Here is an 11,318-nt window from a genome sequence, read left to right on the forward strand (position 1 = left end):
CCTTGTATTTCCGTGATTCGAAGGGAAGGGCGCCGGACGTTTCCGCCCGACGCCGGGAAGGCGCCTCACTGCCCAGGTGCCGGCATGGGCGCGGGTATGGGCGCGGGTATGGGCTGCGGCCGGGGGCCGGGCCGGTGCCGCTGGGCCGGGTCGGGGCCTTGATGGCGCGGGGCGCCGCGTTCGGGACCGAAGCCCGGATCGACCTGGCGCAACCTCTCAAGCTGGACGGGTTCCAGCGCGCCGCGCAGGGCGGTCGCGGCGGCAAGCAGGCCCTGGGCCTGCCCGGCGCGCGCCAGAACCTGCTGGGCCATGCGCTCGGCGGCCAAGGGCCGGGCCTGATCGGCCGGAGGCGCATCGCCCGGCGCCTGGTCCCCGGGACCCACCGGCGCGCCGGGCTCCAGGAAGGCGATCAGCGCCTGGCAATAATCGCGCCACACATCCTCTTGCGCCTCGGTGATGCCCAGATAGGTTTCGGTCGCCGCCAGATGGGCGGCAAGGCCAAGGGCGGGCACCATCTCCATGCGGGCGGCGTCCATGGGGACGGCCCCGCCCGGAGCGGACCGGGCGAACTCGGGTCCACCCTGGCCGGGTCCGCCCTGGCCGGGTCCACCCTGGGGCAGCGGGGGCGGGGCGACCTGGCCCGCTGCAAGAGGCGCGGCGGGGGACGGCTGATCGGCGTTTTGCGCCATCGCGGCGACGGGCGCGCCGGCGGCGCCCAGCAGGGCGGCCACCGCCATGGTTCTCATAACGATGCTCTTCATCGAACAAACCTTTCATCGGTTGCGATGACCGGAAGCTATGCCCCGTGCTTGTCCGGCTTAGGTCTTGTCCGTGACGTTTTTTTTCCACGCGGCCAAGTTTTGCGAACAAGCGTTTCCGGTCGCGTTTCCCGCAATGTTTCGTCACAAATTTGCCGAAGCGGCATCGGCAGAAATCCGCTAGAACGAAATGATCGCAAGGTGATGACGATGAACCATATCCTGATCGTCGACGACGATCCCGAAATCCGAAACCTGCTGCGCCGCTATCTCGAAGGGCAGGGCTTCCGCGTCTCGACCGCCGCCGACCGGCGCGAATGCGAGATGCGGGTGGCCGACGGCAATCCCGACCTGATCGTCCTGGACGTGATGCTGCCCGACGGCTCGGGGCTGGATATCTGCCGCAACCTGCACGAGCATCGCCCGAACCTGCGCGTGATCCTGCTGACCGCGCTGAAAGAGGACGTGGACCGCATCATCGGGCTGGAACTGGGCGCGGACGACTATCTGGGCAAGCCCTTCAACCCGCGCGAACTGGTCGCCCGCATCAAGGCCGTGCTGCGCCGCGCGGCCGGACCCGACGAGCCCGCCCCCTCCGGCGCCAGGATCTATGGCTTCGCCGGCTTCCAGGTCGATCCCGGCCAGCGCCGGGTGCTGGCCGGCGACGGCAGCGAAATCGAACTGACCGGCGGCGAATTCGACCTGCTGCGGGTCTTCCTGGAACGGCCGGGCCGCCTGCTGTCGCGCGACCAGCTTCTGGACCTGACACAGGGCCGCGACCGCGATCCGCTGGACCGCTCGATCGACGTGCTGATGAGCAGGCTGCGCCGCAAGCTGGGCGAAAAGAACGAAACCGCGATCTTCCGCACCGTGCGCAACGGCGGCTATCAGCTTGCCGTGCCGGTCAGCGTCGACGAGCGGCGCTGATGGATTCGCTGCGCACCCGCATCGCCGCCCTGCTGATCACGGCCATCGTCAGCGTCGTGGTGCTGGCGACCTATGCGGCGACGCGGGTGATGCAGCCGCCCTCGCCCCAGGCGACGATGGAGCCGGTGGCAAGGCAGATCCACACCACCGCCGCCCTGCTGGGATACGGGGCGCCGGCCCTGGTCAGCGTCGGATTGCAGCCCGAACCCGCCCAGGGCGAGATCGACCAGCACCAGACGGGTTTCCTGCGCGAGGCCCTGCGCCGCACCGGCGCGCCGCTGGACGTGGTGGTGACGCGCCAGGGCGAACGGCAGCCGCTCAGCGCCTCGATCCATGTCGCGCAGGGATGGCTGGTGCTGCCGATCCCGGACATGTCGCCGCCGCCCGGACGCTGGAAGATGCTGACGATCTGGCTGGCGCTGATCGTGCTGGGCAGCGCCGCGATCTCGATCCATGTCGCGCATCGCCTGACCCGGCCGCTGCAACTGCTGGAGGACGCGGCGGACCGGATCGGGCCGGACGGCACGCTGGACCATATCCCCGAGACCGGATCGGGCGAGGTGCAGGCCGCCGCCAAGGCGCTGAACCGGCTGTCGATCCAGTTGAAACGGGCGATGGAAAGCCGGATGCGGCTGGTGGCCGCGGCGGGCCACGACCTGCGCACGCCCATGACCCGGCTGCGCCTGCGCGCCGAGTTCATCGAGGACGAGGACGAGCGCGCGAAATGGCTCTCGGACCTTCAGGAGCTGGACATGATCGCCGACAGCGCCATCCGCCTGGTGCGCGAGGAGGTCGGCGCCGACGGCGGCGAGCCGATCCGGCTGGACCGGCTGCTGCGCCAGATCGCGGCCGAACTGCGCGGCCTGGACCAGAAGGTCGAGCTGGAGGACCTGCCGCCGCTGACCGTCCATGCCGGGCCGATCGCGCTGAAGCGGGCCCTGCGCAACCTGATCGCCAATGCCGCCACACATGGCGGCGGCGCGCTGGTCGCGCTGGAACGCCAGGGCGACAGCGCCGTCATCCGCATCCAGGACAACGGCCCCGGAGTGCCCCCCGAACTGCTGGAACGCATCTTCGAGCCCTTCTTCCGCGTCGACCAGGCCAGGCGAAAATCCTTCCCAGGCGCCGGCCTCGGCCTCGCAATCGCACGTGAAATCATCGAACGAAACGGAGGAACAATCAAAATCAAAAATAAACAAAACAAAGGACTGGAACAATATTGCAAATTGCCCCTCGGGGACCGCGCCGCCGCACAGTGACGCGCGACCGGAAGCGCGACCGGAGGCACTTATGTAGTAAAACTACATTAATATTGACATATGTAATGTTGCTACTATTCTGCATTCCGTCCGGTAATGCGATGCATAAGGCACGCATGGAGGTGCCGGTCGCTTTGCGGAGGAATTCCTGATGAAACGCCATCTCGCGCTGTCTTCGGCGCTTGTCTTTCTATGCTCGGTCGCCAGCGCCCAGGCCGCGCCCCTGACGGTCTATTGCCCGATGTCGGATGACGATTGCGCCCTGGTCCTGGCCGCGTTCAGCGCCGATACCGGCAACGAGGCCCGCTTCGTGCGCATCGGCGCAGGCGAGATCCTGGCCCGCATCCGTGCCGAAAAGGCCAACCCGCAAGCCGGGCTGTGGCTGGCGGGCGCCGCCGACAACTTCATCCAGGCCGCCGAAGAGGGCCTTCTGGCCCCGCACAAGGCGGCGGGGATCGACAAGGTTGATGCGCGTTTCACCGACAAGGATGGCAACTGGACCCCGATCTCGATGTCGCCGCTGGTCTTTGCCTATAACGCGGATCTGATCGAAGAGGCCGGCGCCCCCGCGCCCGACAGTTGGAAGAGCTTCGCCGATCCAGCCTATAAGCAGAACGTCGCGCTGGCCCATGCCGCATCCTCGGGCACGGCCTATGTGGCGCTGGCCTCGGTCGTGCAGCTTTTCGGCGAGGATGAGGCGTTCCAGTTGATGAAGGACATCGACAAGAACGTGATCCAGTATACCCGCTCGGGCGTCGCGCCCTCGCGCATGGTCGCGAATGGCGAAGTGGCTTTGGCCATGGCCTATACCCAGGACATCGAGGCCGCGCTGGCCGCCGGCTATCCGGTCGAATACGCCTTTCCGAAAGAGGGCACCGGCTTCGAGGTGAACGCCGCCGCCGCCATCGCCAATGCCCCCGAGGATCAGGCCAAGGCCGCCGATGCCTTCCTGGACTGGGTGCTGACCGAAAAGGGCCAGGCCGCCATGGGCGCCACCTTCCGCGGCCCCATCATCGCGGGCTATGTCAATCCCAATGCCAGGATCGACCTCGGCAATGTCAAGCTGATCGATTACGATTTCGCCTGGGCCGGGACCAACCGCGCCCGCCTGCTGGAGAAATACGAGGCCGAAATCCGTCACAAGGCCGACGCCAAGTAACGCGCCCAGGAGCCCCGTCCTCATGTCCATTCAAGCAGATAGCTCCACGCGGCCGGGGGCGGGGTGGGCCATGCCCGCCCCCCTGCGCCGCATCGCCGCCGATCCCTGGCTGTTCGGCATTTTCGTCCTTCTGACGCTGTCGGTCCTGGTCTTCGCGGTGCTGCCCATCGTCAACGTGCTGAAACAGGCGGTCTGGACGCCCGAGGGCTTCGACCTCGGCGCGCTCAGGGCCACGCTGACCCAGCCCTTCGTATGGCGCGCGCTTGGCAATACGCTGGTCCTTGGCGCGACCTCGGCCATGGTCGCGACGCTCGCGGGTTTCGTGATGGCCTTCGCCGTGACCCGCACCACCATGCCGGGCAAGCGATTCATCCATGCGGCGGCGCTGCTGCCGATCATCTCGCCGCCCTTCGTCATGGCGCTGGCCATCGTGATCCTGTTCGGCCGCTCGGGGCTGATCACGCGCGAATTGCTGGGCATCCGCAACGCCAATGTCTACGGCTTCCACAGCCTGGTGCTGATCCAGTCGCTGGCCTTCACGCCCATCGCCTATCTCAACATCAAGGGCATGCTGCAATCCATCGACAGCGCGCTTGAGGATGCCTCGGCCTCGCTTGGCGGCACGCGCTGGACGACGTTCCGGCAGGTCACGCTGCCTTTGGTGACGCCCGCGATCCTAAGCTCGGTCCTGCTGGTCTTCGTGAAATCGGTCGAGGATTTCGGCAACCCGATGCTGATCGGCGGCTCGTTCAGCACCCTCGCGGTCGAAGCCTATTCGCAGATGGTGGGCTATTTCAACCTGAACGCGGGCGCGCTGCTGGCCAGCCTGATGCTGATCCCCTCGATGACGGCCTTCCTGATCCACCGCTATTGGGTCAGCAAGAAAAGCTATGTCACCGTGACCGGCAAGCCCACGGCGCAGTCGATCCGCATCTCGGGTCCGGGGGTGGTGGTGCCCCTGTCGCTGGCCTGCTACTTTCTGGCCCTGGCCATCCTTCTGTTCTATGCGACGGTCTTCTATGTCAGCTTCACCAAGCTGCCGGGCATCAACAATTCGCTGACGCTGGACCATTACCGCACGGTCTTCACCGCCGGTTTCGACACGCTGGGCAATTCGCTGTTCCTGGCCGGGATCGCCACGCCCGTCACTGCCATCGCCGGCATGATGATCGCCTATCTGCTGGTGCGCCGCGCCTTTCCGGGCAGCTTCCTGCTGCGCTGGGGCACGCTTCTGTCCTTTGCCGCGCCCGGCACCATCCTGGGCATCGGCTATATCGGCACCTTCAACACCCCGCCCCTGCTGCTGACCGGCACCGCCGCCATCATCATCGCGGCCATGGTCGTGAAGAACCTGCAAGTGGGCATCGAGGCCGGCACGAACCAGCTTCAGCAGATCGACCGCTCGATCGAGGAAGCCTCGACCATTCTTGGCGCCTCAAGCGGGCGGACCTTCGCCAGCGTCACCCTGCCGCTGCTGCGCCCGGCGCTGTTCTCCTCGATCGCCTATGCCTTCACCCGTTCGCTGACCACGCTCAGCGCGGTGATATTCCTGGTCTCGGCCAATTGGACGCTGATCACGGTGACCATCCTGTCGCAGGTCGAAACGCTGAAAACCGGCGTCGCCGCGGCCTGGTGCTGCATCCTGGTCACGGTCGTGCTGGCCATCCTTGCCGTCATGCAACTGCTGCTGAACCGCAGCGCGCGCGAAAGGTGACATCATGTCGAACGTCGTTTTTTCCAACATCGTCAAGCAATTCCCCGCCACCGGCGGCGCACCGGGCGGGCTTGCGGTGCAAAAGCTGAACCTGACCATAGAAGAGGGGTCGCTGGTCACGCTGCTTGGCCCCTCGGGCTGCGGCAAGACCACCACGCTGCGTATGCTGGCGGGGTTCGAGACCCCCACCTCGGGCAGCATCACCATAGGCGGGCGCGACGTGACGCATCTGCCGGTCAATGCCCGCAACGTGGGCATGGTGTTTCAAAGCTATGCGCTGTTCCCGCATATGACCGTGCGCCAGAACGTCGAATACGGTGCCAAGCTGCAAAACCTGCCCAGGGCCGAGCTGCGCGCCCGCGTCGACGAAATGATCGAGACGATGGCGCTGACGCCCTATGCCGACCGCGCGCCCTCGCGGCTGTCGGGTGGCCAGCAGCAGCGCGTGGCCCTGGCCCGCGCGGTCGTGACCCATCCCAAGGTGCTGCTGTTCGACGAGCCGCTGTCGAACCTGGACGCGCAACTGCGCGAGCGGATGCGCGACGAATTGCGGGCGATCCAGCTGCGGCTGGGCATCACCAGCCTTTACGTCACCCATGACCAAAGCGAGGCCATGGCGATTTCCGACCGGGTGGTGGTCATGCGCAATGGCGTGATCGAACAGGAGGACACGCCGCGCAACGTCTATTCCCGTCCCGGCACCGCCTTCGTGGCCGAGTTCATGGGCAAGGCCAACATCCTTGAGGGCGAGGTGATCGAGACGGGCCAGGCCAGCGTGCGCACCCGCATCGCGGGCGCCGTCTTCGACCTGCCGCGCGGGCCGCACCCGCTGCGCGCGGGCCAGCGCGTGCGCTGCGTGCTGCGTCCCGAATATCTGCGCATCGACCCGCAGGGGCCGCTGAGCGCGACCGTCAAGCGCGTCGTCTTCCAGGGCGGTCATGTCGAATACCTGACCGAGATCGCCGGCCAGGAATGCACCGTGACCGATGCGCAATATTTCCACACCGGCGTCGCCCGGCAGGGCCAACCCCTGCGGCTGGCGCTGGACACGCGGCCGGTCTGGATCCTGGCCGAAAATCAACCCGCCGACAGCCTGAAAGCAGCCTGAAGATGAACATCATGACCAAAACCGACCTTGACGCCGAAATCGCAGCCACCGCCCGCGCGGCGGCGCTGGCCGCCGGCGCCATCGCCCGCGACGCCTTCCTGAACGCCAAGCCGGGCGATCTCGCGACCGAGCAGAAGGCAGGTTTCTTCGATATCGTCACCGTCACCGACAAGGCCGCCGAGGTCGAGGCCAGCCGCATCATCCGCGAGCGCCTGCCGCAATCGCGCATCCTGGGCGAGGAAAGCGGCTGGCAGGGCGAAGGCCCGACAAGCTGGATCATCGACCCCATCGACGGCACCAGCAACTTCGCCTCGGGCCTGCCCTTCTTCAGCGTGTCGATCGGCGCCTATCACGAGGGGCGGCCCGTCTGCGCCGCGATCTACGACCCGATCCGGGACGAGCTTTTCATGGCCGAGGACGGCAGGCTGACGCTGAACGGCCAGCCCGTCGCACCCTATGCCAAGGGCCTGGCCGACCGCGAGGTCGAGCTGCTGACCAACGCCCCGTATGAGGGCGCCCGTCCCACGGCCGAGACGCTTTCGGGTTTCGCCGATGTGGTGGACAGCTTCCGCGCCGTGCGGCGGCTCGGCTCCTGCGCGCTGCACCTGGCCTATGTGGCGGTGGGGCGCGTGGCGGTCTGCTACGAATCCAAGTTCAGCGCCTGGGACATCGCGGCCGGTCTGCAACTGGTCCAGGCGGCGGGCGGCATCGTCCATGCCCGCGACGCCGCGAATGCGGTGATCGGCACCAGCCATGACGAGTTGAGCGGGGTGAAAAGGCTGATCGTGGCGCAGAAGGGGTTTGACTATTCCGGCTCTTGCCTGTCGAAACTGATGGACCGGGGCGCCCTCTAGCCCCCCTCCAACCACGCTGACCCGAGGCCCCATGCTTGACCAGATCCGCCAATCCCTTGCCAGCTTCACCCCGGCCGAGCGCCGGGTGGCCGAGGCGGTTCTGGACACGCCCAGCACCGCGATCACCTGGTCGATCGCGGATGCGGCGCGCATCGCCAAGGTCAGCGAGCCTTCGATCATCCGCTTCTGCCGGCGGCTGGATTGCGACGGCTTTCCCGATTTCCGGCTGAAGCTGGCGCAGCAGCTTGCGCTGCGCGCGCCGCCGGACCGCAGCCAGCGCAAGGATGCCGATCCGCTGACCGTCATCGTCGATGACGTGTTCCAGCGCGCGGATCAGGCCATCCGCGAGGCCCGGCTGGACCTGGAGATCCCGACCCTGCGCCAGGCCATCGACCTGCTGGCGGGGGCGCGGCGCATCGATGTCTACGGCTATGGCGGCTCGGGCTTTTTGGCGAGCGAGGCACAGCACCGCCTGGCCTCGCTGGGGATGGCAAGCGTCGCCTATGCCGACCCGACGCTGCAAATGCTTTCCGCGCCGAAGCTGACGCCGCGAGATGCGCTGTTCGTGCTGTCCTTCTCGGGGCTGACCAGCTACCTGATCGGCAATATCGAGATCGCCCGCAAGACCGGGGTGCCCGTGCTGGCGATTTCGCCCAAGGGATCGGTGGTGGCAAGCCTTGCGGATGTGAACCTGAACCTGAACGCCTATCGCCAATCCTCGGGCGCGCTGCCGGTGCCGACCGGAAGGGCGCCGATGTATGTGCTGCTTGACGCGCTGTTCGGCGGCCTGGCCGAGCGGGCCGATCTGGTGGGACGGGCCTAGATCAAGGCGCCGGGCCTGACGAGCGCTCGGACGGTCTTTCGCTTTGCCCGATGCAAGGGCCGCGCCCGCTTCCTGGGCAGTTCGCCGGATCTTCTGGGCCACAGGCGGCGCCCTGAATTGACATGCTCCGCCGGGGGCGCAATCTGAAATCCTCACATGAAAGAGGCACATCCATGCTGAAACGACTGGCCGCCATCTCGGCGCTGCTGCTTTCCACCGGGCCGCTGCTGGCGCAAGACGGCGCGAACCTGAATCCGGGCGTCACCGTCTCGGAGCTTCTGGCCACCGCGCCCGTTCACTGGGTCTCGGTGCCGCAGATCTCGGCCAGCCTCGAAGGAGAGCCGCCCATGGTCGTCGGTTTCGACGTGGACGACACGGTGCTGTTCTCGACCCCCTGCTTCTATTACGGCCAGAATAAATATTCGCCCGGCTCGGACGACTATCTCAAGATGGATGCCTTCTGGACCGACATCCACACCAACAATTGCGACCAGTATTCGCCGCCGAAAGAGGTCGCTCGCCAATTGATCGACATGCATGTGCAGCGCGGCGACGAAATCTATTTCATCACCGGCCGCACCAAGGGCAGCGGCGGCGAGACGCTGACCGCCACGCTGAAGCAGGATTTCAGGCTTGAAAAAATGAACGACGTGGTCTTCACCGCCTCGTCCGAAAACAAGGTCCAGTTTCTCAAGGACCACAAGCTGAAGATCTATTACGGCGATGCCGACAGCGACATGCGCGCGGCGCTTGAGGCCGGGATCCGCCCGATCCGGGTGATGCGGGCGCAGAATTCCAGCTACAAGCCCGATCCCCGCAATGGCCGCTTCGGTGAAGAGGTGATCGTGGATTCCACGAACTGATCCCTGCCCCCGTCCCTGCCCCCGTTCCAGCGCCGCCGGGACGGGGCATCATGGCTCAGCCGGGGTCGGGCATGGCGGTCCTTCCCATTGCGGCTGGCATTCCAGGCAAGCGGCCAAGACATCGCCGATCATTCATATCGCGCGGGCCAGCACGAAGCGGGGATCTGGTCCGGCGCCTCTGCCTGTCCGCCAGCCACCTGGCGCGACGCCGCGATACCTGCGCGGCTTTCCTCGGCTTCGACTTCGCAGCGGGGCGCGCGCGGGGGGCGCGGGCGTGATGCGATGTCGACTTTTCCTGTAAATTACGGTCAAACGTGGCAGGCTGGACGCGGCGAAGCGCGCAGCCTATAGCTGCAAGACAGCCTGCGGGAGGGTGAGCCATGGCCGAGATGATGACACATGCCCGACCGGGCCGGGACCTACAGAACATCATCCCCCTTTATTTCCGCGTCTTTCTTGTGCTGGACCAGAAGATCCGCGCGGGCGTCTGGCCGTCCGGCGTGGCCATGCCCTCGGAACAGGAATTGGCGGCGGAATACGGCGTCTCACGCGTCACCATCCGCAAGACCATGGCGCTTCTGGAAGAGGCCCGGCTGATCACCCGCCACCGGGGCCGGGGCACTTTCGTCAATCCCGAGGTGCTCAACCCGGCGACGCCGGACGGCATCCGAGGCTTCAAGGACAATATCCGCGAATTCGAGGAAACCACCGCCGTCGAATTGCATGAATTCGCCGAGGTGGACATTCCCGCCGACCTGCCGCGCGAGGTCGCCCAGCCGCTTGAGGGCCGCGCCCTGCGCATCCGCCGCACCCGAAGCCGGGGCGGGGTGCCGTTCTCGCATTCGGTGGCCTATGTGTTCCCGCCGGAATCGGCGCTGCTTTCCGCCCAAAGCCTGGGCCGGCGCACCGTGGTCGCCGCGCTTGAGGATCACGGCTTCGTCTTTTCCCATGCCGAACAGCGCCTGACCGCCGTGGCCGCCGATCCCGAACTGGCGGGCTATCTGGACATGGCGCCGGGCGCGCCGCTGATCTGCATGCGCCGCGCGGTCTTCGACGCGGCCAGCCACCTGGTCGAATTCCTGCGCATCTATTACAATCCCGACCTGTTCGAATACCGGGTCAGCCTGGCGCGGGAAACCGACAAAAGCCAGACGCCGCAATGGGTGCGCAAGGGCAGCTAGGCCCCTTCGCCGCCCGCCGCCGCCCGCGCTTGGCGCGCCGCGCCGTCGTGGTCGATCATATCGCGCATCCGCATGACGCCGCCCATGAACTCGATGCCGCTGGCCATGGAATCCATGATGACCTTGACAGTCTCGTCGGCGCCGATGGCATTGCCGTCCAGCGCCACCTCCGAGGGCAGTTCCACCACGCCCAGCGTGGTCATGGTCTTGTAGGCTTGGCTTAGATGCGGGCAGGACCATTCCATATGCATGGTCAGCGGGCATTTGATGAACAGGCCCGGCCGGGTATGCCACAGCTTCAGCTCATTCTTGTCCTCAAGCGCGAAAGACAGCTCGACCGCGCTGTTCATCCGAAATTCCTGCTGGAAGATGCGCCGCGCCACCGCCTGGCAGGCGGAAAGCAGGCTGGCAAGGTCCGTCGCCACGACCGGCTGGGCCAATTCCCCCGCGCCATTGCCGTGATAGCTGACGCAAAGCCGGCGCGCGCCATCGACCGCCGTGTCGATCCGCGCCGAATCGATGGAAAGGTCATAGCTGGATTGGGTCATGGCGGGCTCCTTCTGGGCTTGCGGGGAATATAAGCCGCGTCAGGGCCGCTCACAACCGCCTGTGTCGTAAGGCGGGGCTATCTATTGTTCTATTGTATCTTTGTTAATACAAATTTCTTGACAG

General features: G+C 66.3%; 11 protein-coding genes. 9 read left to right on the plus strand and 2 right to left on the minus strand.

Annotated elements, in window-relative coordinates:
* Nucleotides 1-65: 65 nt before the first annotated feature.
* The gene (locus QM682_RS04265) at nucleotides 66-761 is read right to left on the minus strand and encodes a hypothetical protein (RefSeq protein ID WP_415127443.1); all 696 of its coding nucleotides are present in this window, start codon (nucleotides 759-761) and stop codon (nucleotides 66-68) included.
* A 207-nt stretch (nucleotides 762-968) separates the two neighbouring features.
* Here QM682_RS04265 and QM682_RS04270 point away from each other — a divergent pair, with 207 nt between their 5' ends.
* The 9 genes from QM682_RS04270 to QM682_RS04310 all read left to right on the plus strand — a co-directional run bounded on the left by QM682_RS04270 (nucleotide 969) and on the right by QM682_RS04310 (nucleotide 10,646).
* Entirely contained in the window at nucleotides 969-1,685 is a 717-nt protein-coding gene (locus QM682_RS04270) for a response regulator (RefSeq protein ID WP_415127445.1), read from the plus strand.
* Complete coding sequence (locus tag QM682_RS04275) at nucleotides 1,685-2,944, plus strand: ATP-binding protein (RefSeq protein WP_415127447.1); 1,260 nt, start codon at nucleotides 1,685-1,687, stop codon at nucleotides 2,942-2,944. The genes QM682_RS04270 and QM682_RS04275 overlap by 1 nt, the downstream gene beginning before the upstream one ends.
* A 151-nt stretch (nucleotides 2,945-3,095) precedes the next feature.
* Nucleotides 3,096-4,103: an ABC transporter substrate-binding protein gene (locus tag QM682_RS04280; protein WP_415127449.1), complete on the plus strand. Its 1,008-nt coding sequence runs from the start codon at nucleotides 3,096-3,098 to the stop codon at nucleotides 4,101-4,103.
* Between the two features lie 70 nt (nucleotides 4,104-4,173).
* Nucleotides 4,174-5,817 carry an ABC transporter permease gene (locus tag QM682_RS04285; RefSeq protein ID WP_415127451.1) on the plus strand — a complete coding sequence of 548 codons (1,644 nt, stop codon included), beginning with the start codon at nucleotides 4,174-4,176 and terminating at the stop codon, nucleotides 5,815-5,817.
* 4 nt (nucleotides 5,818-5,821) lie between these two features.
* Nucleotides 5,822-6,925, plus strand: a complete 1,104-nt coding sequence (locus QM682_RS04290; protein ID WP_415127453.1) for an ABC transporter ATP-binding protein — start codon at nucleotides 5,822-5,824, stop codon at nucleotides 6,923-6,925.
* Nucleotides 6,926-6,936: 11 nt separating this feature from the next.
* Nucleotides 6,937-7,779 carry an inositol monophosphatase family protein gene (locus QM682_RS04295; RefSeq protein WP_415127455.1) on the plus strand — a complete coding sequence of 281 codons (843 nt, stop codon included), beginning with the start codon at nucleotides 6,937-6,939 and terminating at the stop codon, nucleotides 7,777-7,779.
* A gap of 31 nt (nucleotides 7,780-7,810) precedes the next feature.
* Entirely contained in the window at nucleotides 7,811-8,602 is a 792-nt protein-coding gene (locus QM682_RS04300) for a MurR/RpiR family transcriptional regulator (protein ID WP_415127457.1), read from the plus strand.
* A gap of 173 nt (nucleotides 8,603-8,775) precedes the next feature.
* On the plus strand, nucleotides 8,776-9,465 hold the full coding sequence (aphA, locus tag QM682_RS04305) for an acid phosphatase AphA (protein WP_415127459.1): 690 nt from the start codon (nucleotides 8,776-8,778) through the stop codon (nucleotides 9,463-9,465).
* A gap of 380 nt (nucleotides 9,466-9,845) precedes the next feature.
* Nucleotides 9,846-10,646 (plus strand): GntR family transcriptional regulator, encoded by an 801-nt coding sequence (locus QM682_RS04310; protein WP_415127461.1) that lies wholly within the window; start codon nucleotides 9,846-9,848, stop codon nucleotides 10,644-10,646.
* On the opposite strand, the gene QM682_RS04315 is transcribed toward QM682_RS04310, so the two are convergent.
* Nucleotides 10,643-11,194, minus strand: coding sequence for a hypothetical protein (locus tag QM682_RS04315; RefSeq protein WP_415127463.1), 552 nt, complete (start codon nucleotides 11,192-11,194; stop codon nucleotides 10,643-10,645). The genes QM682_RS04310 and QM682_RS04315 overlap by 4 nt on opposite strands.
* Nucleotides 11,195-11,318 lie beyond the last annotated feature (124 nt).

Source organism: Paracoccus sp. (in: a-proteobacteria), assembly GCF_047605025.1.
Taxonomy (GTDB): domain Bacteria; phylum Pseudomonadota; class Alphaproteobacteria; order Rhodobacterales; family Rhodobacteraceae; genus Paracoccus.

Coding starts and splice junctions, on each gene's coding strand:
- QM682_RS04270 (WP_415127445.1), top strand. CDS start 969: ATGAACCATATCCTGATCGTCGACGACGATCCCGAAATCCGAAACCTG.
- QM682_RS04285 (WP_415127451.1), top strand. CDS start 4,174: ATGCCCGCCCCCCTGCGCCGCATCGCCGCCGATCCCTGGCTGTTCGGC.
- QM682_RS04310 (WP_415127461.1), top strand. CDS start 9,846: ATGGCCGAGATGATGACACATGCCCGACCGGGCCGGGACCTACAGAAC.
- QM682_RS04265 (WP_415127443.1), bottom strand. CDS start 761: ATGAAGAGCATCGTTATGAGAACCATGGCGGTGGCCGCCCTGCTGGGC.
- QM682_RS04275 (WP_415127447.1), top strand. CDS start 1,685: ATGGATTCGCTGCGCACCCGCATCGCCGCCCTGCTGATCACGGCCATC.
- QM682_RS04290 (WP_415127453.1), top strand. CDS start 5,822: ATGTCGAACGTCGTTTTTTCCAACATCGTCAAGCAATTCCCCGCCACC.
- QM682_RS04280 (WP_415127449.1), top strand. CDS start 3,096: ATGAAACGCCATCTCGCGCTGTCTTCGGCGCTTGTCTTTCTATGCTCG.
- QM682_RS04300 (WP_415127457.1), top strand. CDS start 7,811: ATGCTTGACCAGATCCGCCAATCCCTTGCCAGCTTCACCCCGGCCGAG.
- QM682_RS04295 (WP_415127455.1), top strand. CDS start 6,937: ATGACCAAAACCGACCTTGACGCCGAAATCGCAGCCACCGCCCGCGCG.
- QM682_RS04315 (WP_415127463.1), bottom strand. CDS start 11,194: ATGACCCAATCCAGCTATGACCTTTCCATCGATTCGGCGCGGATCGAC.
- aphA (WP_415127459.1), top strand. CDS start 8,776: ATGCTGAAACGACTGGCCGCCATCTCGGCGCTGCTGCTTTCCACCGGG.